This window comes from Luteolibacter sp. LG18 (assembly GCF_036322585.1).
Classification (GTDB): Bacteria; Verrucomicrobiota; Verrucomicrobiia; order Verrucomicrobiales; family Akkermansiaceae; genus Luteolibacter.
Genome location: NZ_AP024600.1, coordinates 827430 through 847352, shown reverse-complemented (window position 1 = coordinate 847352; position 19923 = coordinate 827430). Strand labels below are relative to the sequence as shown.

The following is a 19923-nucleotide window of genomic DNA, read 5'->3' as shown; positions in this document are numbered from 1 at the left end:
TCTCAAATGGGATGGCGAGTTACACTTGGTTGGAGAGACTCCGAGTTCGCTGATAAACGGGCTTCTCACACCCACAAGCAGGAATGCTTGTGCTACTTACGAGAAATTCTGCGCGTCCATGTCGAACACCACCGTCACGTCATCGGGCAACGAGGTCTTTTCCAGCACCTGCTGCACGTGACGTGAGAGCGGCCGCGCCGCCGGTCCGCGCAGCGTGATCTGGAAACGGAATTGACCGTGCGATTTCACCAGTGGCGAGGGCAGCGGCTCGCCGATGTGCAAGTGCGGCGGGGCGTTCTCGACCAGCCGACGGTGCAGCGTTTGCAAGGTGAACTCCGCCCGCCGTTCGTGCGTCGAGCGCGCCGTGAGCACCGCGCAGTGCGCGAAGGGTGGAAACGCGAACTGCTGCCGGAACTCCAGCTCCTGGTCCGAGAAACCATCGAAGTCGTGTTGGCGCGCGTATTGGATCGAGGGCGAATGCGGCGTGAAGGTCTGCACGATCACCTCGCCCTCCAGCTCGCCGCGTCCGGCGCGGCCCGCCACCTGCGTCAGCAGTTGGAACGTGCGCTCGCCCGCGCGGAAGTCCGGCACGTGCAGGCCCACGTCGGCATTGAGGATGCCCACCAGCGTCACGTTCGGGAAATGCAGCCCCTTCGCGATCATCTGGGTGCCGATGAGGATGTCGATCTTGTGGGCTTTGAAGGCGTTGAGCGTGTCGCGCAGCGCGTTCTTGCGGCGCATCGCGTCGGCGTCGATGCGCGCGAACTTCGCCTTCGGCAGCAGCCGCTGTAAAACGTCCTCCACCTTTTGCGTGCCGTATCCCTGAAGGATGATCGCGGGATCGTGGCACTCCGGGCACTTGCGCGGCACCACCGCCTGGTGGCCGCAGACGTGGCAGACCAGGCGGTCGTCGGTGCGGTGGTAGGTCAGCGCCACCGCGCAGTGCGGGCACTGGCAGACATGGCCGCACTTCGGGCATTGCAGCGAGCGGGCGAACCCGCGGCGGTTCAGGAACAGGATCGATTGCTCGCCTTTCTCAAGACGCCGTTCCAGTGCGGTGCGCAGCTTGTCGGAGAGGATCGGATGCGGGCCCTTGTGCTTGGTGGCCTCCAGCTTCATGTCGACGACCCGCACCAGCGGCATCGATTGGCCGTCGGCGCGCTGGTCGAGGCGCACGATCTGGTACTTCCCGCTGCGCGTGTTCTGCCACGATTCCAGCGAGGGCGTGGCGGAGCCCAGCACGACGGCGCACGGTTCGAAGGCCGCGCGCAGCACCGCCACGTCGCGGCCGTGGTAGCGCGGCGGGTTCTCCTGCTTGTAGGAATTCTCGTGCTCCTCATCCACGAGGATCAGCCCGAGATCCGGCAGTGGCGCGAACACCGCGGAGCGCGCGCCGATCACGATCCGCGCAATGCCCTTGCGGATGCGGTGCCATTCGTCGAAACGCTCGCCTTGCGAAAGGTTCGAGTGCAGCACCGCCACTTTGTCCTGCATGCTGGCGAAGCGCGCCTTGAAACGCTGCACCGTTTGCGGCGTGAGCGAGATTTCCGGCACCAACACCAGCACCGTCTTGCCGAGATCCAGCGCATGCTGCGCCGCCTGCAGGTAAACTTCGGTTTTGCCGGAACCGGTCACGCCGAGAAGGAGGATCGGCTTTCCGGGAGTGGCGATGGACGCGTTGACCGCCTCCAAGGCTTTCGCTTGCTGCGGTGTGAGTGTGAGCGGTTTCGATTCCAGGATTTCCTCGACGCCGTCGGCCTCGGGGTCGCGGCGAACCTCCTCGGTTTCGATGCGGATCAGCCCGGCTTTTTCCAAGGCCTTCAGCGCGGCATTCGAGCCCTCGCCCAGGTCAGCCACGGCGAGCCGCCGGTCCGGTGAATGCATCAGCAGACTCAGCACCGCGTGCTGGCGGGCGGCGCGTTTCTCCAGCTTCGCCAAGACCTCGTCGGCGGGCGGTGCATCCATCACTGCGATGCGGCGGGTCTTCGCCGAGTTTTCCTCGGTGCGGACGGCTTCCGGCAGCAGCGAGCGCACCACCGATTCCAAACTGGAACCATAGTAGTCCGCGATCCAGCGGCCGGTCTTCAACAGCACCGGCGTGATCAGAGGTTCCGGATCCACCAGCGATTCCAGCTCGCGCAGCGCGAAGTCCTCCTGCGGGCCGTCCGACAAGGCCAGCACCGTCCCCGTCGCGGATTTCTTCCGCAGCGGCACCCGCACGCGGCAACCCGGCTGGACGGGGAGCCCGGCGGGGATGGCGTAGTCGAAGACGAGCTCGGAGGGGCCGTCGATCAGGACACGGGCGTTGGGCATCGGTGCCCGGGAGTTCTAACGTGGATTCCGCCGCCGGGGCGCGAAAAATTCACCGGGAGGCGAGAACATTGCGCGCCCGCTGGTGCAGCGGCTCCGGAATGCCGCCGGAAAAGGTGTAGCGGCCACCGCCGTTCGAGCGGATGTGGCCGCGCAGCTCCGGATGGCTGGCGAAGACGTCGCCGAGGTCGGAGAGCGTCCGCTGGGAAAACCGCCCCTTCACCGCGGTGATACGACCGCCGCGGATCTCGATCCACTCCGAGTGGAAGAGGGACAGCAGGGGCTTCATGCGGTGGGAGCGACCAGGAAGCACTCGGCATCGACGGTGGTGCCCTGCGGCAGCGGCACGCCTTTTTCCGGCACCGCCGGTCCGTGGAGCGTCACCGAGCCATCGTCTCCCGTGCGCAGGTAGAAGCCCGGCAGCAGCTTGCCCCAGGTGCCGGTTTTCATTCCGGCTTGATGTTCGCTCGTGGCGTAGGCCAGCGGCGGGTTCGGCATCGACATCGCCACGATCGTGCCGTCGATCGCCAGGCACGGGCAGTGGACCAGGCCCGGTCGCACCAGCGGCACCAGCGCCTCATCGCTGAAATCGTAGAACACCACCGAGGCATCCTTCGCGCCGGAGATCACCTCGCGCAGCACCTCGCCGCCCACCCAATGGCGCACGAAACGCGCGTCGAAGGTCGGCTCCAGCAGGCAGGTGGCCTCGAATTGCTCCGGGAACGAGGTCGTCAGCGCGAACAAGTCGTTCGGCAGCGCGTCGCCCTCCAGCGTCGCGTAGCTGCCCCGGCGCGGCAGGGCGTTGATCTGGCCGAGCTGGTAGCCGTTCGCCCACAGGAACCCGCGGTCCGCGTCCGGGCGGTGGCCGTCGTGCTCTTCATGGAAATGCACTTCGATGGCCGCGGCGGAGGTCTCCAGCATCGCCTCGCGCACCTGGTCGCTGTCCGCGGTTTTGGGATCGAGCGGTGCGCCGAAAGCCACGTTCACGATGTGCGGGAGCTGGTGTGGCAGCTTGCGGAAGAACCGTCCGCCTTCGAACGAGAAGATCGAGCCCCACGAGCCCGCGGACCACACCGGCACCAGCGGGCACCTGGCCATCCTCGCGATCAGTTCGAAACCGCGCTGGAGTTCGGACAGCGTGCCGGTGCGGGTGAGCTGGCCTTCCGGGAACAAACACAGCGCGTCGCCCTGCTTCAGCGCCTCGGCGGCGGTGCGCAGCGCCTCGCGGGCATTGCCGCGTTCGATTGGCACGGTGTCGAAGACCTTGCAGAACGCCGCCACCCACGGATTGGCCATGAAGGTCGCGTCCATCACGAAGCGCACCTTGCGCGGGCAGGCGGCGGAGAGGAAGAAGGCGTCCGCCCAGGTCACGTGGTTCGGCAGCAGCAGCACGCCGCCGTGTTTCGGCACGTTCTCCTCACCAGCCACGCGCACGCGGTAGATCGTCTTGATCAGCGCCAGCCCGACCAGCCGGACGAAGTCCGCGCCGAAGTGACGGAAGGTGACCGCCGCCATGAACAGCGAGAACGCGGTGATGAACAGGAACTGGACCGCGAATGACACATGCGCCGCCTCCAGCGCCAGTTGCAGTGCCACCGCCACGATGCCGGCCAGGCTGTTGAGCAGGTTCGAGGCGGAAATGACCGCGCCGCGGCGCTCGTCGGACGGCTTCTCCTGCACCATCGCCTGCAGCGGCACCAGGAACACCGCGCCGGACGCACCCGCGATGACGAGCATCACCAGCATCAGGACCGATTGCGGGTCGGCGAAGGCGAGGATGGCCGAGGAAACCGCCATCAGCGTGGCGCCCAGCGGGGCCAGGCCCAGCTCGATGTTGCGGCGGCTGATGAAGCTCGCCAGCACGCTGCCGCCGATGATGCCGATCCCCGGCATCGCCCACAGGCCCGCGAAGGCCCCGCCGGTGCCCGCTCCGCCGTGAAACATATGCTCGGCGATGGAGAGGATCACCAGATTGATGAACCCGCCGAAGCCCCAGAAGTAGGCCACGCCCAGCCCGTAGAGCAGCAGCGAGCGGTCCTTGAAAAACTCCCCGAGGTCGCGCAGGTGGCTGATGGCCTCGTTGAAGGAAAACGGGCGGTCGGAGTTCGGCTTGCTCTTCTGGGTGACGTGCGCCAGCCCGATGGACAGCAGGCACAGCCCGACGAGTGTCCACATCGGGACCAGCGCGGCATCCCAGCCGTGGCCGTGTTGTTTCAGCCCGTGGTCGAACCACGCGCCTCCGGCGATCTGGCCTGCCAGGATGGCCAGCACCACGGTGCCTTCCATCACGCCGCTGGCGAAACCGAGGCGGCGCGCGCCCACGTATTCCTTCACCACCCCGATCTTGGAGGGGCTGAGCAGCGCCGCCTGGAGCGAAATGAAGAAGAAGGCGGCGATGCAGAGCTCGAGGTGCTGCAACTTGAGGAAGAAAATCAGGATCCCCAGCACCGCGAGCTGCATCCACGAGGTCCAGCGGATCACGGAGGTCTTGGCGAAGCGGTCGGACAACCAGCCGGCGGTAGGGGCGAAAAGCACGTAGGGCACCACCAGGCAGAGCGCGATGATGTGCTTGCTGGTGTCCGTCAGGGTCGGGTCGAGGGCGACCTTCATCGAGAACAGCCACGCGGCCAGCGGCATCAGCACGAACTTGGACGCGTTGACGTTGAACGATTGCAGGATCTGCAGGAAGACGAGGGACCAGAAGGAGGCCCATTCCCGGCGGGTCGGTTGCTTGATGTCGTCTTCCAGCATGTCGGGGCGGAACCTAGACAATTCCCGCCCGGGAGGAACCCAAAACTGGCCGGGCGGGGGAGAGGCCCCTAGCCTGCGGCCATGAAACTGGTCGTCCTCGCCGTCCCGAACGCCTCCCGCAGCGAAATCTGCGGCTGGGAGGACGATCCGCGCGCCGGGCGTGTCCTGCGGGTGCGGATCGCCGCCCCGCCGGTGGAGGGCAAGGCGAACGCCGCCATCCGCGAGTTTCTCGCGAAATCCCTCGGTCTCCCGAAGTCCGCCGTGGTCCTCGAAAAGGGCGATGGCTCGCGGGTGAAGACCTTCCGTATCCCGGATGGCACGGTCATCCCCTGAGCCTTGGCATTTCCTCCAATCTTCCGGGGATTTGGAACAGTCCGGTCACACTTTCGGCCTTGTCGTGTCCGGAAACGTGCCGCGGGATGCCGGTTGAATGCTTCGTTTCCGATCCTTTCACGCCCTGTTGCTGCTCGCCGCGCTCACCCCCGCTCTCCGCGCCCACGATGGCGTGCTCGGTGCCATGATGGAGGACATGGTGGTCACAGGGAAAGCCGAGGACGTCCTCGGCGAGGCCACCACTTCGTCCACCGGCCATGCCAGCCATGAGGAACTGATGGAGCGACCCTACCTGCGCCGTGGCGAGCTGTTGGAGACCGTTCCCGGGATGGTCGTCACCCAGCACAGCGGCTCCGGCAAGGCGAACCAGTATTTCGTCCGCGGCTACAACCTCGACCACGGCACCGACTTCGGGGTGTTCGTCGATGGCATGCCCGCCAACCTCCGCTCCCATGCCCACGGCCAGGGCTACGCGGACACCAATTTCCTGATCCCCGAGTTCATCGGCCGCCTCGATTACACCAAGGGGCCGTATGCCGCGGAAAACGGCGACCTCACCACCGCCGGAACCGCGAAGTTCAGCCTCGTCGATTCGCTGGAGCACGGCTTCCTGTCGCTCACCGCGGGCGAGGATTCCTATTTCCGGGCGGTGTTCGGCGATTCGCTCAAGGCTGGCTCCGGCATCCTCACCCTCGGTCTGGAAAGCAGCTACAACGAGGGCCCGTGGGTGCTGCCCGAGGATGCCCACCGTCTCAATGGCCTCGTGAAGTGGCACCGGCGCGAGGGCGACGACGAGGTGTCCGTCACCCTGATGGCTTCGGATGGGAAGTGGCGTTCCACCGACCAGATCCCGCAGCGTGCCGTGGATATGGGGATGATCGACCGCTTCGGCTACATCGATCCCACCGATGGCGGCGATTCGCAGCGCTACAGCCTCTCCGCGGACTTCAAGCACCGCGATGGCAATGTGTTGTGGGAGGGCAATGTCTACGCCGGGTTCTACCACCTCGACCTGTTCTCCGACTTCACCTACTTCCTGAACGACCCGGTGAATGGCGACCAGTTCCGCCAGAGCGACGAGCGGATCTTCGGCGGTGCGAACCTGAAGGCCACCCTCGAGGGCCTGTTCTGGTTCGGCCACGAGACCCGCGTCAGCGGCGGCTTCCAGACCCACAACGACTGGATCCTCGATCTCGGCCTCGCCAACACCTACCGTCGCGCCGATCTCTCGGTGGTCCGCGAGGACGACCTCTACTCCGGCAACTACTCGCTGTGGGGCGAGGCGGAAACCAAGTGGACGTCGTGGTTCCGCACCGTGGCGGGCCTCCGCGCGGATGCCTTCGCCTTCTCCGTGAACAGCAGCCTGGCCGCGAACAGTGGCACCGAGGCCGATTTCATGGTCAATCCGAAGCTCAGCCTGATCTTCGGTCCGTGGGACAAGAACGAGTTCTACGTGAACGCCGGCACCGGCTTCCACAGCAACGATGCCCGCGGCACCACCTTGCACGTCGACCCCTCCACCGGCCTGCCCACCGCGCCGGTCGATCCGCTGGTCCGCACCTTCGGCACGGAGCTCGGCTGGCGCGCCCATCCCACCAAGACCCTCGCCACCTCGCTGGCGCTGTGGACGATCCAGAGCGATTCCGAGCTGATCTACGTCGGCGATGCCGGAAACGTGGAGGCCGGTGGCGCCACCACCCGCATCGGCGTGGAGGCCACCGCCTACTGGCGTCCGTGCGATTGGATCTCCGTCGATGGCGAACTGGCCGTCAGCCAGGGCCGCTATGACGACCCGAACCTCAGCGGCGGCCCGTGGATCGAGAACCAGGTGCCGGTGGTACTGTCCACCGGCCTGACGCTCGGTGAAAAGACCGGCTGGTTCGGTGCGCTCCGCTCGCGCTGGTTCTCCGCCCGCCCGCTCACGGCGGACAAGCATTTCGAATCCAGCGAATCGTTCCAGGTGAACGCCCGCGCCGGGTATCGCACCGAGTGCTGGGAGCTCGCCGTCGATGTGTTCAACGTCCTCGACCGCGCGGACAACGACATCGAATACTACTACACCTCCCGGCTTCCGGGCGAGCCGCTCGGCGGCGTGGACGACTACCACATCCACCCCGCGGAGCCGCGATCGGTGCGAGTGACCGCCACCTACCGCTGGTGAAGTGGATTTATCATTCACGGGCCGCGGAGCACCTTGCGTTTTCGCGGCACGAATGGTAACCACCGTTAAGATGAGTCGATGGCTGCGGCAGCTCGATCTGCGATGGAACGCTTGGCTTCCTGCCAAACCCTCGACTGACCCTGAAAAGGGCCTCCTTCCGCACGAGGACACCGGCCTCACCGCCTGGTGCCAGGAAACCGCGAAGGCCCTCGATCTGCCAGAACTCGCCCGCCGCGTGCGCGTCACGTGGAACGCCCGCATGCAGACCACCGCCGGCCGCGCGTGGTGGCCGGACCGGCTGATCGAGATGAATCCGAAGCTGAAGGACTTCGCACCGGAGGAACTCTGGCGCACCCTCCGGCACGAGCTCGCCCACCTCATCGCCTACGAGCGCAGCGGCCGCCGCCGGATCGAGCCCCACGGCCCGGAGTGGCGCGCGGCCTGTGCGGAACTCGGAATCCCCCACGAACAGCCGTACCACTCGCTGCCGCTGAAGCGCCGCCGGATGAAGCGGAATTTCGCCTACACCTGCCCGTGGTGCCTGGAAACCTTCCGCCGGGTCCGCCGCATCCGCCGCGTCGTGGCCTGCTACAACTGCTGCCGGAAACACAGCGAGGGAGCCTTCGACCCCCGCTTCCGGCTGGTGGAGGAGAAGTTGAACTGAGGGTGCCACCGCTCCCCGGGCAAGGTGGTCCGGTCCGTGCTGCCCGTAGTGTTCCACGGCGGATTAACACCTTGCCTCTAAGCCCTTTCCTCTCTTCTCTCCCCCCATGCCGACCGACTCGATCCTCTCCACCGCCCGACAGTACCTCGGCGTGGACCCGACCGTTTCCGTGACGCTGGAACCCATCAAACGCGGGGCATCCGGCCGGACCATCGTGCGCGTGAAAACCCCCGGCCGCGATCCGTTCATCGGCGTGCACTGGACCGACGAGCGCGCCGACAACGCCAATTTCGTCCCCGTCGCCCGGTTCCTGAAAAAGGCCCGCATCCGCGTGCCCGAGATCCTGCACGAGAACGCCAAACGCCACGTCGCGCTGGTGGAGGACCTTGGCAACACCGACCTGCTGACCCTGAAGGACCGCCCGTTCGTCGAGCGTGAGCCGCTCTACCGCTCCGCCCTCGGCCAGATCGACCGGCTGTTCTACGCCAAGGCCCCGAAGGAATTCGAGCTGATGCCGCCCTTCGATGCGGCCCTCTACCGCTGGGAGCAGGAATACTTTTTCGATCACCTGGTGGAAGGCTTCCTCGGCCTCGATGCCGGGGTGCTGCGGGAAGACCCCGCCTTCATCGCCCTCGCCGAGCGCCTCGGTTCCGGTGCCCGCCACCTCGTCCACCGTGATTTCCAGTCCCAGAACCTGATGGTGAAGGACGGGGAAACCTGGTTGGTCGATTTCCAAGGTCTTCGCCGTGGCCGCCAGGAATACGACCTCGCCTCGCTGATCTACGATCCTTACCTCGACCATTCCGAGGACGAGCGCGAGCGGCTCCTGGAGATCTGGGAGGAAATCGCGGACGAGCGCCCGGAAACGTCGATCTTCCACGAGTGCGCCGCCCAGCGCCTGATGCAGGCTCTCGGTGCCTACGGCAATATCCTCAAGAGGCGTGGCGATGAGTGGTACCGCCCGCACATCGCGGTGGCGTCCCGCTTGCTCCTGGAGGTCGTCGCGGGCACTCCGCTCGAGAAACCGCTGGCCGGCGTGCTGGCGGAGGCCGTGGTCTGATTTTCCCTGTCGCGATGGCGAAGTTGTTCCAACGCCGGGTCCGGGTGCTGCTTGCGGCGTCCCTTGCCGGATTCGGCCTGTGGAAACTGGCTCCCGCTACCCCCGCGCTGGGCGAGGTCGACCGGCTGGCTTTCCGCTCGGTGGCCGGGGCTTTCGCCAACCCGCCGTTTTTCATTTCCGGCGACGGCACCCACGAACACCCGTGGGGCCTGCGCACCCTCGCCGCGCCCGATCCGAAGGCGAAGAAACCGCTGCCCGCGGTGGTCGCCATCGGCGATGACAAGGATGAGGTCTTCCAAAGCTCCCCGCCCTCGCCGGTGGATTACGCGGTGATCCTGCGGAATCTCGACCGCCTCGGTGTTCGCCACTTGGCCATCGGCGCGGTGATTTCCTGGGAAAGTGCCGACCCCTACGCCAAGGAGGCCTTTTCTTCCCGCCTGAAGGCCTTTGAATCGGTGGTGGCCGTGACGCCCTTGTCCCGTGCCAGCACCGAGGACCGCATGCCCGCGGAAATCGTTCGCAGTTCCCTGCCGGTCGAGCAGGTCCATGGCGATGTGGGCGAACTGCCGGTGGTGAACCACCTGCCGGTCCCGCACACCGTCTTCGGCGATGCGCGGACGTTGGTGGGCTTTTCCGAACTGGAGTCCGAGAAGCCGTCCGAGCGCCGCCCGCTGGTGGCCCGTTGGGGAGACCGGGTCGTGTTCGCGTTTCCGGTGATGGCCGTCCTCGCGGAAAAGGGCTTGCCGGTGGATGGGATCGATTTACGGCCGGGCTCGTACTTGAAGCTCGGCCCGGAGGGTCCGGTGGTTCCGATCGATGCCTCCGGCCGCATGGCGGATGCCACGGCGGCCGAGGTGCCGCCCGCCGAGCCGGTGGAGTCCTTGCTGGATGCCGAATCCCTGCCATCGGACGGCAGCGTGTTGCTCCGGGATGACCGCACGGCGGCGGACCGCAGCACCGTGCGCTTCTCGTCCTCGGTGGCCCACGCGATCGCCGCGATCCGCTCGGATGCCGGGCTTTCGGCACCGAAGGAATTCCGGCGTCAGCCGTGGGAAATCGAGGCCTGCCTGATCGGCCAGCTCGTCGTGTTCCTCGTCGCCTCCGCCACCCGCGGGACCTTCCGGCTGAAGCTGTGGTTTGGCATTTTCTTCGGAGCGGTCGTCGCGGCCCAGCTCATCGCCATGGCCTTCGCCTGCTGGCTGCCCGGTCTGCCGCTCCTCGCGGCGCTGCTGGGAGGCCTCCTTGGTGCTTGGCCGTTTGGGGGCAAGTCGGTGCTGCCCGCTCCTGTTGCGGCACCACCGCAGGTGGCTCCCGATTCCCCGGAGCCGGAAGTTCCCGCCGCTCCGGCTCCGTTCGCACCCTTTGCGCTGGAGGTCCAGGAAACCCTGCCGCTGGTCGCGGCCGAGCCGAAGCCAGACAAGCCCCCCCGCGAACGCAAGCCTGCCCCGCCCGAGGCGCCTAAGCCGGAACCCGCTCCGCCGCCAGCCCCCAAACCTGCCTCGCCTGCGAAGAAGGCGGCGAAGAAGGCCGCCAAGCCACCGGCCAAACAGCCAGCCAAGAAGGCTCCGAAAAAGAAAAAGTGAGCCACCGCAGCTCCCGCTTTCCAAACTTTCCCGAACCTCCCACAGTCCCGCCCCGCCATGAGCCTCCAGCAAACCATCGACAAAGCCGACGCTCTCATTGAAGCCCTGCCGTATCTCCAGGCCTTCCGTGGCAAGACTTTCCTCATCAAGATGGGCGGCTCCGCCATGGAGGATCCGGATCTGGTCGCCAAGGTGATGCGGGACATCGTGTTCCTCGAGGTCGCGGGCATCAACCCGATCGTCGTCCACGGCGGCGGCAAGGCGATCTCCGCCGCAATGAAAGATGCCGGGCTGGAGGCGAAGTTCGTCGGCGGTTTCCGCGTCACCACCGAGGAGGCCATCGACATCGTCTCCCGCGTGCTTTCCGAGGAGCTCAATCCCAGCCTCGTCCGGATGATTCGTGACTTCGGCGGCAAGGCGGTCGGCATCCCCGGTACTGACGTGTTCATCGGCGAGAAGACCAAGGGCGTCGACCCCGAGGGCAAGCGCGTCGACATCGGCCGCGTCGGCGAAGTCGTCGGCTGCCACTTGGAGCACATGGATGCCGCCCACAGCGCGGGCATCGTGCCGGTGATTTCCCCACTCGCCGCCGAACTGGCGACGGGCAAGCCGCTCAACATCAACGCCGACCTCGCCGCCGCCGCGCTGGCGAAAGAACTCCGCGTGGCGAAGCTCGTTTACCTCTCGGACGTTCCGGGACTGATGAAGGACCCGTCCGATCCCTCCACGCTCATCAAGTCGGTGAACCGCAAGCAGGCCGACGAACTGGTGGCGGATGGCACCATTTCCGGCGGCATGATTCCGAAGATCCGCAGCGCGGTCGACGCTCTCAACGCCGGTGTCCGCAAGGTCCACTTCGTCGATGGCCGCCTGCCCCACGCCCTGCTGCTGGAGATCTTCACCGATGGCGGCATCGGCACCGAAGTGGTGCGGTGAGCGAGTGGAGTTTTAATCCACGAAACACACGAAAGGGCGCGAAAAGGGCACGAAAAGGGCACGAAAAGGGCACGAAAAGGGCACGAAAAGGGCACGAAAAGGGAGGGGCGTGCGGGCTCTATCCTTTCGTGAAATTTCGAGCCTTTCGTGGTTCGTCGTCGCTGGAGTGGTCGAAGCTGCCTTGTTTCAAAAAGGCCACGGTTTGACGCATGACCTCGCGGTTCCGCATGAGGAACGGATGTGAGCTGGCGACCACCAAGTGATCCCTGGCCCCGGGCAAGCGGGTGCTTTCCACCGACACCTTGCCGTCGTCGAGCCCCGGGATCATCAGGCTGTTGATCCAGTTGATCGACCGGTTTCCGGCAATGATGCCAGCTTGGAAGGGCGGCGGGCCGAGATGCTTCGGCACCGAGTCGTTCCCGGTTCCGAGCTGTTGCCCCGCCGGGCCGTTGATCCATGAGAACAAACGCCACGTGCCGAGTCGGTCCACCACCTCGCTGCCGCCGTTGGGCGGGCCGAGCATCACCACCTTGCCGATGGCCGCGCGGGGATGCCGCGCCGCGTATTGGCGGACCAGGATTCCCCCCAGCGAGTGACAGACGAAATGGACCCGGGTGCCGGGGTGGCAGGCCAGGATGGTGCCGATCACCGACTCGCTCAGTTCCCCGATCCCCGAGACGCGCGAGGGATAGTCGACATTGCTCACCGTGAAGCCTGCCGACTCCAGCTCGCGCTGCATCGGCCGCATCGAACTGGCGCTGCGGCAGAGGCCATGCAGCAGCACCACCGGCTCGCGGGCAGGTGGGGGAGGTAGGTCGGCAGGCATGTCGGTGCCAGAGATTAGGCCTTCTCGTGCCCGCGGCAAAATCGACAGTTTTCACGACATCATCGATGGGATCGATGATGTTTGGGTCGGGTTTGAATGGGAAATGGAGCCGTCCGGGTCGTTTGGATTTTGCCACGGAGTGGCAGCGGATCGTAGCCGTGGGTTTCAACCCACGGGACAAGGCCCACCACGGGATGGAGTCGCGTAGCGACGATGGAAATGCGGATAGAAGGGAAGGGCGCGCACGACCCTAGCGGTTCTCATGTTCGGCGACGATGGCTCAGATTGGCTTGAGCTCCCTCTTCATCGCCACCGGTGCGATCGCGATGCAGGACACCACCGACAGGACGATGAACGCCACGAAGATGGAGTCCCAGCCCCAGCGTTCCTCCAACCAGATCGGCACCTTCGACGAGCACAAGGCCCCGATCGATCCGATGCCGTTGATCACCCCCGCCACGGAAGCGGTCTTCGCCGCGCCGCCGAGGTCCTGCGCGGCGGTTCCGGAAACGATGGAGTCCGCGATGTAGAGGAAGGCCCCGATGCCCGCCAGGCCGATGCCGTGGGCATACAGGTTGCTGCCTGCCGCTCCGCCCATCTGCCGGTAGAGGACGACCACCAGGGTCATCACCAGCAGCGCCACGAAGGCGAGCCGGGTGCGGTTGTCGGGGAACCACCGCGCGGCCAGGTAGCCGCTCGGCAGCAATCCGATCACCCCGCCGATCTCGAAGGCGAGGGAGGTGTAGGCCGCGGTGTCGTTCCCGGCTTTCGCGACCTCCCGCAGATAGAGCGGCAGCCACGCGAAGAAGGTGTAACGGATGAACTTGATGCCGGTGTAGGAAACCCCGAGCAGCAGCACCGAGGGATGGCGGATGACTTCGGAAAAACCCTTCGGCTTTTCCAGCGATGCACCATGGGAGGCGGCCTCTTCCTCGATCTCATAGCCCGCGTCCTTCGGTCGGCTGATCAGGAACAGCCCTTGCACGATGCCCACCACCAGCACGATCAGTCCGGCGGCCTGGAACAGGTGCTTCCACCCCCAATACTGGACCACCAAGCCCGCGAGCGCCGTGGCGGCGAGGCTGCCGAGAATGTAGCAGGTCAGCCAGAATCCCATCACCCGCCCGCGCTGGGCCGGAGTAACCCAGGAGGACACCACCTTGCAGGTGTTCGACCAACCGGTCGCTTGGAAGAAACCGTTCAGCGTGCAGGTCACCACCAGCAGCCCCATCAGCGGGAAGAACCCGAAGGCCAGCGTGGCCAGCGCGGAGAGCACCATGCCCGCGCAGATGGTGATGCGGGGGCCGATCCGGTCGCCCAGATAACCGCTCACGCCCTGCCCGACCATGTAGAGCAGGCTGAAGCCGAAATTCGCATCGCCGATGAGCTGCTTGCTATAACCCGCGTCGACCAGCGAGGCGGTGGCCACCCCGAGGTGCTTGCGCGTGAAGTAGTAGAAGAAATAGGCCAGATACGACAGGATCACCATCCGGGTCTGGAGGGAAACCGGCACCCGGCGCGCGACCGGAGCCGCCGCCGTGTCCGCCACGTCGCCGGAAATCGAAATCGTCTGATCCATTGCTAGGCTCGCACCTTGAGTGGCGCGGCCGTTGCAGGCAATGGCAGGAATGCAAATTCCATGTGGGATTTGGCAAACCCCGGGTGAAGGAAGCGGCACCGGGCCGCCGGCCTTTACGGTAGCTTGTGCCAGGCGTCGATGCCGCCGGTCACGTTCAGCACGTTGCTGAAACCGGCGTCGAGCAGCGCCTGCACGGCGCGGGCCGAGCGGCGGCCGGACTTGCAATGGATCAGGATCTGCTCGTCGCGCGGCAGGTCCGGGATGCTGGCCTCGAAGGTGCCCAGCGGGATCAGGCGGCTGCCGGGGATGCTGGCGGCGGCGTATTCATCCGGTTCGCGGACGTCGAGGAGCGTGCCCTCGAAACCGCTTTCGAGGCGGCGCTTGAGTTCTTCGGCGGAGATGGCGGGAAGATTGTCGTCCATGGAGCAGGAGGTGGAGGCGAGGGTTTCGGGATTCCGGATGGAAGTGATGGAAGGGTGGTCACCGCAGAGCTTGCAGGCCGGATCGCGGCGCAGCGTGAGGGTGCGGAAGGAGCTGCGGAGGGCGTCGTAGCAGGTCAGCTTGCCCAGCGGGACTTCGCCGATGCCGAGCAGCAGCTTGATCGTCTCCATCGCCTGCAGCGAGCCGATGATGCCGGGCAGCACGCCCAGGACGCCCGCCTCGTTGCAGGACGGCACCGCGCCCGCGGCGGGGAGCTCCGGCAGGAGGCAGCGGTAGCACGGGCCGCCGAGGTGGGGCGCGAAGACCGTCACTTGGCCGTCGAAGCGGAAGATCGAGCCATAGACGTTCGGCTTCTTTTGGAAAAACGCGACGTCGTTCGAAAGAAAGCGGGTCGGGAAATTGTCGGTTCCGTCCACGATCACGTCGTAGGGCCGCGCGATCTCGTCGGCATTGTCCGGCGTGAACATGACCGGGTGGAGATCGAGCTGGAGGTGCGGCGAGAGCTCGCGGAGGCGGGCGGCGGCACTTTCGAGCTTCGGTTTCCCGACCATCGATTCGCCGTGGAGGATCTGCCGCTGGAGGTTCGAGCGGTCCACCGTGTCCGGATCGATCAGGCCGATGCGGCCCACCCCGGCGGCAGCCAGATAGAGCGCGGCAGGGGAGCCCAGCCCGCCGGTGCCGATGAGGAGGACGGAGGAGGCTTTCAGCTTGCGCTGGCCTTCCTCGCCCACGCCCGGAATCAGCAGGTGGCGGGAGTAGCGCTCGCGGTCGTCGGCGGTGAGGGGTGGCAACATCTCTGCGGAGGAATGAAGGCCTTTCCCCGCCGCGTGCAACCGTAATTTCCCGAGCCCAACAGACCGATTCCCTCTTTCGAAAATCCCCGCGCGGGGTTATGGGTATGTCATGGCTGAAGTTCTCTCGACGTTCCTCCTGAAGCCCGGCGACCGGGCGCCCCACTTCTCGCTTCCGACCGCCGACGGGATCGTCACCAATCTCGATGACGTGCTGGGAGCCAATGGCTTGCTTGTGGTGTTCGCCTGCAACCATTGTCCCTACGTAGTGCATCTCGCGGACGCCCTCGGCGATTTTGCCCGCGAGATCGAGTCCCGCGGCGTGGGCACGGTGGCGATCGTGTCCAATGACCTCGAAAAGTACCCGCAGGACGGCCCCGAGCACATGAAGGAATTCGCGGCCACCCACGCCTGGGATTTCCCATACCTGATCGACGCCGACCAAAAGGTGGCCCGCGCCTATGCCGCCGCCTGCACCCCGGACTTCTTCCTCTTCGATGCGGATCTGAACCTGACCTACGCCGGGCAGTTCGATGATTCCCGTCCGCGCGGCGGCCTCCAGCCGACCGGCGGTGACCTCGGTGAGGCGGTGCGACGGATGATTGCCGGCGAGCCGCCGATGATCCGGCCCTATCCGAGCAGCGGCTGCAACATCAAGTGGAAGCCCGGCAACGAGCCGACTTGGTCGGGGCTGTGACCGCCTACGAACCGTATCGTACTTCCTGCAGGTAAAGCCCGTCCGAGGGCGCGCACAGCGGGGACTTGCCGAAGGGCAGTCCCGGCGGCTGATCCAACAGCTTCGCCAGGTCGTCCAGGCGCATGCGGCCCTGCGAGGTGTGCACCGCCGCTCCGGTCATCAGGCGGACCATCTTGTACATGAAGCCGTCCCCGCACCAGGTGATGCGGTAGCCGTCCGGCCGGGCCTCCAGCTCGGCGGCGGAGATGGTGCGGTGCCAGTCGGTGTCCGGGGTTTCGTTGCCGCGGTTGGCCGCGAAGCCTTGGAAATCGTGGCGACCGGTGAACACGTGGAGCGCCTGTTGGAGCACGTCCGCGTCCAGCAGCCGCGGCACATGCCACGCCAGCCCGGCCTTGAACGGGGAAAGCACCGGATCGGTGCACAGGTCGTAGCGGTAGACCTTCGCGGTGGCGGAAAAGCGGGCGTGGAAATCCGCGGCCACCTCCTCGCAGGCCAGCACGCGGATGGTCGCGGGCAGCTTGGTGTTCAGCGCGGGCACCCAGTTGTAGGGATTCATCGTCAGGTGCTCCGGCGCGTCGAAATGGGCGGTCTGGGCGAGCGCGTGCACCCCGGCATCGGTGCGGCCGGAGCCCAGCAGCGCCACCGGTTCCTTGGCGGTGAGCGCCAGCGCTTCCTTGAGGTGGTCCTGGACGGTGTTGTTGCCGACCTGGGACTGCCAGCCCTCGTAGGGACGCCCGTCGTAGGCGATGGTGAGTTTCAGGCGCACGGTGGAAGAAATGACTAAGGACTAAATCCCAATGACGAATGGAAGAGGGGCGGGGCTAACCGTTTTCCTCCATCCAGGTGTTGAGGATTTCCACGGCAGCGGCCTGGTCGATCACCGCCTTCTGGTGCTTCGCCTTGCGGCCGGCCTCGCGGAGTTTGCCGGAGGCGGCGGAGGTGGTCAGCGTTTCATCCACGAACACCAGCGGCAGGTCCGGCAAGGCCGCGGCAAGTTTCGCGGCGAAGGCGCGGACCTTTTCCGCGGAGGTTCCCTCGCTGCCATCCATCCGCACCGGCAGGCCTACCACCAGCGTCTTGATCCGGCGCTGGGCGACCAGTTGCGGGATGCGCTCGAGCGGATCGGTCTTCGCCCGGTCGATGGTCTCGACCGGGTGGGCGAGGATGCCGAAATCGTCCGTGGCGGCGATGCCGATGCGGGCGTCGCCGTGGTCGATGCCGAGCGCGGGATGGCAGGTGGAGTCGCTCACGGGCGGATCAGAGCAATTCCTTCGGCAGCAGGTCCACGAGCTTCTTGATGTCGTCGGCCTGGTGGCGGTTGGCGATGAGCAGGGCGTCCTCGGTCTGCACCACGATCAGGTCGTCCACGCCCAGCAGGGCCACCCGGCTGCCCTTGCGGGCGTTGAAGACGATGTTGTTCTCGGCATCGAGTTCGGTCACCGGCTGGTTGACGCGGTTGTTCTCGCCGGTCTTCTCAAGGTATTCGGCCACGGACAGCCAGGAGCCGACGTCGTCCCAATCGAAGGTCGCCTCGATGTTGAGGACGCGCGCGGCCTTCTCCATCAGGGCGTAGTCGATCGAGATCGGCGTGAGGTTCGGGAACTGGGCGGCGATGGTGGCCGCGAGGTCCTTGGAACCGCGCATTTCGGAAATGAAGCCCGCGAGCTGCGGCGCGTGTTTGGCGAGCTGCTGGATCACGGTGGGCAGGGACCACACGAACATGCCGGCGTTCCACGAGAAACCGCCGTGGGCCAGGAACTGCTCGGCCAGCTCCGGCGCGGGCTTTTCGCGGAAGCGCTTCACCTCGCGCGGCTTGTGCTCGACGTCGAGGGTCGGGATCGAGGCGCGTTCGCCGCGCTCGATGTAGCCGTAGGACGGGCACGGCCAGGTCGGGCGGATGCCGATGGTGACCAGGCCGTCGGAATGCTCGGCCACGGCGATCGCGTCGCGCATCACCGCCTGGTAAGCCTCCACGTCCTGGATGAGCTGGTCGGCGGGCAGCACCATCATGGTGGCGTCCGGGTCGCGGGCGGCGACCAGGCCGATGCCGAGGGCCACGGCCGGGGCGGTATCGCGCTTGGCGGGTTCGGCGAAAATGTTCTCCGGCGGCAGCATCGAGGCGACCTCGCGGACGCCGGCTTCCTGCTGCGAGTTGGTGAGGATCAGGATGTTCTCGACCGGCACCAGCCCCTCGAGGCGGCGGATCGTTTGTTCGAGCAACGTGTCCTCCCCGAAGAGCTGCAAAAGTTGTTTCGGCCGCGAATTCCGGCTCAGCGGCCAGAAGCGGGTGCCGGATCCTCCGGCGAGGATCAGGGCGTAGGTGGCTCGGGTATTCGGCATGACGCCCGTATCCTACGGGCGTGCTTGTGGAATCGGGAAGCGGGAAACGACCGGCACGTGTTTCCGGTTGTCGCGGGATGACAAGTTGCTAGATTATCCGCATGCCGAACGACTCCGCAGACACGCAGCGTGATTGGATCGAAACCACCGCCTTGGTGGCACCGGGCCTCCTGGGCGCGGCCGCCGGGATGCTGCTGGGCGATCTGATGCACCGCAACGCGCGCCGTGGCGTGGCCATCGCGCTCGGTGGCCTCGGCATCGCGGCCCTTGTGCCGTTGCTGGTCGGTGGCATCGCCAACAAGGTGAACGGCCCGGAAACCGCCCGCGGTGCCCGCCGCCGCCTCGCCGGCATCCGCGATGCCGGTGCCGATTACCCGGATGTGGACGAGGAACTGCGCGAGCAGGGCATCCTCTAACAAGCCTGGGCCTTACACCAGCTCGCGTGCGAGCTGGTGGACCGTGGCGGTGAAATCCCGCTCGAAGTCCGCGCGCGCGCGCCAGCCGAGCTCGTGCTCCGCCTTGGATGGATCGACCGCATAGCGCAGGTCGTGCCCGGGGCGGTCCGTCACATGGCGGATCAGCGATTCCGGTTTGCCGAGGATCGAAAGGATGCTCCGCACCAGGTCGAGGTTCGTCCGCTCGCAGCGCGCGCCGAGGTTGTAGACTCCGGCGGGTGCGCCCTTGAGATAGGCGGCGATCAGGCCGCTGCCGTGGTCGTCCGCGTGCATCCAGTCCCGCACCTGCAGGCCGCTGCCATAGACCGGCAGCGGTTCATCGCGCAGGGCGCACTGGATCATGCGCGGGATGAGTTTCTCCGGGTGCTGGCGCGGCCCGTAGTTGTTCGAGCTGCGGGTGATCACCACGTCCTGGCCGTAGGTGGTCGCCGCCGCCAGGCACAGCAGGTCGGCGGAGGTTTTCGACGCCGAATAGGGCGAGGATGGGCGCAGTGGCGATTCCTCGGTGAACACGCCGGGTGCCTCGATCGAGCCGTAAACCTCGTCCGTCGAGCAATGCAGCAGCGGAATTCCCGCGTGGCGGCAGACGTCGAGCAGGCAGGCGGTGCCGACGATGTTGGTGGCGATGAAATCGTCCGGTCGCTCGATCGAGCGGTCGACGTGGGACTCCGCCGCGAGGTGCAGCACGCCGGTGATGCCGTGGAAATCGAGCAGGTGGACCAGCGTTTCTCGGTCCGCCACGTCGCCGCGCAGGAAGGTCAGCCGCGGGTGCTTGCCGCCCTCCGGCAGCCGGCCGATCGAGCCCGCGTAGGTCAGCTTGTCCAGCACCACCACCCGCTCCACCTCGGGGCGGGCGAGCAATAGCCGGACGAGGGCGGAGCCGATGAATCCGGCACCGCCGGTCACGAGCGGTCGGGTGAGGTCACGTGGCACGGTGAGCCAGTATCGTGGAAAAGCCGGGTCTTCGGCAAGTGTCGGCTGGCGCGGAATTCCGCG

The 19923-nt window shown here is 66.3% G+C and carries 18 protein-coding genes; 8 read left to right on the top strand and 10 right to left on the bottom strand.

Going from position 1 to position 19923, the window contains the following annotated elements:
* Window positions 1–96: 96 nt before the first annotated feature.
* From priA to llg_RS03450, 3 genes are read right to left on the bottom strand one after another with little or no spacing between them, the layout of a single operon-like run.
* The gene (priA, locus tag llg_RS03460; protein ID WP_338288170.1) at window positions 97–2313 is read right to left on the bottom strand and encodes a primosomal protein N'; all 2217 of its coding nucleotides are present in this window, start codon (window positions 2311–2313) and stop codon (window positions 97–99) included.
* 49 nt (window positions 2314–2362) lie between these two features.
* Window positions 2363–2599, bottom strand: coding sequence for a hypothetical protein (locus tag llg_RS03455; RefSeq protein ID WP_338288169.1), 237 nt, complete (start codon window positions 2597–2599; stop codon window positions 2363–2365).
* Entirely contained in the window at window positions 2596–5061 is a 2466-nt protein-coding gene (locus tag llg_RS03450; RefSeq protein ID WP_338288168.1) for an MFS transporter, read from the bottom strand. The genes llg_RS03455 and llg_RS03450 overlap by 4 nt, the downstream gene beginning before the upstream one ends.
* A gap of 81 nt (window positions 5062–5142) precedes the next feature.
* Between llg_RS03450 and llg_RS03445 the strand changes: the two genes are divergently transcribed.
* From llg_RS03445 to argB, 6 genes are all read left to right on the top strand, one after another.
* Window positions 5143–5394: a DUF167 domain-containing protein gene (locus llg_RS03445; protein ID WP_338288167.1), complete on the top strand. Its 252-nt coding sequence runs from the start codon at window positions 5143–5145 to the stop codon at window positions 5392–5394.
* A gap of 97 nt (window positions 5395–5491) precedes the next feature.
* The gene (locus llg_RS03440; RefSeq protein ID WP_338288166.1) at window positions 5492–7555 is read left to right on the top strand and encodes a TonB-dependent receptor; all 2064 of its coding nucleotides are present in this window, start codon (window positions 5492–5494) and stop codon (window positions 7553–7555) included.
* Window positions 7556–7625: 70 nt separating this feature from the next.
* Entirely contained in the window at window positions 7626–8219 is a 594-nt protein-coding gene (locus tag llg_RS03435; RefSeq protein ID WP_338288165.1) for a SprT family zinc-dependent metalloprotease, read from the top strand.
* A gap of 106 nt (window positions 8220–8325) precedes the next feature.
* Window positions 8326–9279, top strand: coding sequence for a phosphotransferase (locus llg_RS03430; protein ID WP_338288163.1), 954 nt, complete (start codon window positions 8326–8328; stop codon window positions 9277–9279).
* 14 nt (window positions 9280–9293) lie between these two features.
* Entirely contained in the window at window positions 9294–10862 is a 1569-nt protein-coding gene (locus tag llg_RS03425) for a hypothetical protein (RefSeq protein WP_338288162.1), read from the top strand.
* 57 nt (window positions 10863–10919) lie between these two features.
* Window positions 10920–11798: an acetylglutamate kinase gene (gene argB / locus llg_RS03420; RefSeq protein ID WP_338288160.1), complete on the top strand. Its 879-nt coding sequence runs from the start codon at window positions 10920–10922 to the stop codon at window positions 11796–11798.
* A 118-nt stretch (window positions 11799–11916) separates the two neighbouring features.
* Here the strand turns inward: argB and llg_RS03415 are convergent, their stop codons facing one another.
* The 3 genes from llg_RS03415 to moeB form a co-directional block, all read right to left on the bottom strand.
* Complete coding sequence (locus llg_RS03415; RefSeq protein WP_338288159.1) at window positions 11917–12624, bottom strand: alpha/beta fold hydrolase; 708 nt, start codon at window positions 12622–12624, stop codon at window positions 11917–11919.
* A gap of 280 nt (window positions 12625–12904) precedes the next feature.
* Window positions 12905–14203 carry an MFS transporter gene (locus tag llg_RS03410; RefSeq protein WP_338288158.1) on the bottom strand — a complete coding sequence of 433 codons (1299 nt, stop codon included), beginning with the start codon at window positions 14201–14203 and terminating at the stop codon, window positions 12905–12907.
* A gap of 113 nt (window positions 14204–14316) precedes the next feature.
* Window positions 14317–15438 (bottom strand): molybdopterin-synthase adenylyltransferase MoeB, encoded by a 1122-nt coding sequence (gene moeB, locus llg_RS03405; protein ID WP_338288157.1) that lies wholly within the window; start codon window positions 15436–15438, stop codon window positions 14317–14319.
* Between the two features lie 109 nt (window positions 15439–15547).
* Here moeB and llg_RS03400 point away from each other — a divergent pair, with 109 nt between their 5' ends.
* Entirely contained in the window at window positions 15548–16132 is a 585-nt protein-coding gene (locus tag llg_RS03400; protein WP_338288156.1) for a thioredoxin family protein, read from the top strand.
* A 4-nt stretch (window positions 16133–16136) separates the two neighbouring features.
* Here the strand turns inward: llg_RS03400 and truA are convergent, their stop codons facing one another.
* Genes truA through llg_RS03385 form a run of 3 tightly spaced genes read right to left on the bottom strand, consistent with a single transcriptional unit; the run spans window position 16137 to window position 18472 of the window.
* A complete protein-coding gene (truA, locus tag llg_RS03395) occupies window positions 16137–16898 on the bottom strand; it encodes a tRNA pseudouridine(38-40) synthase TruA (RefSeq protein WP_338288155.1) in 762 nt (253 codons plus the stop codon).
* A gap of 55 nt (window positions 16899–16953) precedes the next feature.
* Window positions 16954–17382, bottom strand: a complete 429-nt coding sequence (gene ruvX / locus llg_RS03390) for a Holliday junction resolvase RuvX (protein WP_338288154.1) — start codon at window positions 17380–17382, stop codon at window positions 16954–16956.
* A gap of 7 nt (window positions 17383–17389) precedes the next feature.
* Window positions 17390–18472 (bottom strand): sugar phosphate nucleotidyltransferase, encoded by a 1083-nt coding sequence (locus tag llg_RS03385; RefSeq protein ID WP_338288153.1) that lies wholly within the window; start codon window positions 18470–18472, stop codon window positions 17390–17392.
* A gap of 101 nt (window positions 18473–18573) precedes the next feature.
* On the opposite strand from llg_RS03385, the gene llg_RS03380 reads away from it, so the two are divergent.
* Window positions 18574–18888, top strand: a complete 315-nt coding sequence (locus llg_RS03380) for a hypothetical protein (protein WP_338288151.1) — start codon at window positions 18574–18576, stop codon at window positions 18886–18888.
* 12 nt (window positions 18889–18900) lie between these two features.
* Here llg_RS03380 and rfbB read toward each other — a convergent pair whose 3' ends face one another.
* Window positions 18901–19860, bottom strand: coding sequence for a dTDP-glucose 4,6-dehydratase (gene rfbB, locus llg_RS03375; RefSeq protein WP_338288150.1), 960 nt, complete (start codon window positions 19858–19860; stop codon window positions 18901–18903).
* Window positions 19861–19923 lie beyond the last annotated feature (63 nt).

What these genes read in the sequence shown, in the direction of transcription:
- priA (WP_338288170.1), bottom strand. Translation starts at nt 2,313, where the DNA reads ATGCCCAACGCCCGTGTCCTGATCGACGGCCCCTCCGAGCTCGTCTTC.
- llg_RS03455 (WP_338288169.1), bottom strand. Translation starts at nt 2,599, where the DNA reads ATGAAGCCCCTGCTGTCCCTCTTCCACTCGGAGTGGATCGAGATCCGC.
- llg_RS03450 (WP_338288168.1), bottom strand. Translation starts at nt 5,061, where the DNA reads ATGCTGGAAGACGACATCAAGCAACCGACCCGCCGGGAATGGGCCTCC.
- llg_RS03445 (WP_338288167.1), top strand. Translation starts at nt 5,143, where the DNA reads ATGAAACTGGTCGTCCTCGCCGTCCCGAACGCCTCCCGCAGCGAAATC.
- llg_RS03440 (WP_338288166.1), top strand. Translation starts at nt 5,492, where the DNA reads ATGCTTCGTTTCCGATCCTTTCACGCCCTGTTGCTGCTCGCCGCGCTC.
- llg_RS03435 (WP_338288165.1), top strand. Translation starts at nt 7,626, where the DNA reads ATGAGTCGATGGCTGCGGCAGCTCGATCTGCGATGGAACGCTTGGCTT.
- llg_RS03430 (WP_338288163.1), top strand. Translation starts at nt 8,326, where the DNA reads ATGCCGACCGACTCGATCCTCTCCACCGCCCGACAGTACCTCGGCGTG.
- llg_RS03425 (WP_338288162.1), top strand. Translation starts at nt 9,294, where the DNA reads ATGGCGAAGTTGTTCCAACGCCGGGTCCGGGTGCTGCTTGCGGCGTCC.
- argB (WP_338288160.1), top strand. Translation starts at nt 10,920, where the DNA reads ATGAGCCTCCAGCAAACCATCGACAAAGCCGACGCTCTCATTGAAGCC.
- llg_RS03415 (WP_338288159.1), bottom strand. Translation starts at nt 12,624, where the DNA reads ATGCCTGCCGACCTACCTCCCCCACCTGCCCGCGAGCCGGTGGTGCTG.
- llg_RS03410 (WP_338288158.1), bottom strand. Translation starts at nt 14,203, where the DNA reads ATGGATCAGACGATTTCGATTTCCGGCGACGTGGCGGACACGGCGGCG.
- moeB (WP_338288157.1), bottom strand. Translation starts at nt 15,438, where the DNA reads ATGTTGCCACCCCTCACCGCCGACGACCGCGAGCGCTACTCCCGCCAC.
- llg_RS03400 (WP_338288156.1), top strand. Translation starts at nt 15,548, where the DNA reads ATGGCTGAAGTTCTCTCGACGTTCCTCCTGAAGCCCGGCGACCGGGCG.
- llg_RS03385 (WP_338288153.1), bottom strand. Translation starts at nt 18,472, where the DNA reads ATGCCGAATACCCGAGCCACCTACGCCCTGATCCTCGCCGGAGGATCC.
- llg_RS03380 (WP_338288151.1), top strand. Translation starts at nt 18,574, where the DNA reads ATGCCGAACGACTCCGCAGACACGCAGCGTGATTGGATCGAAACCACC.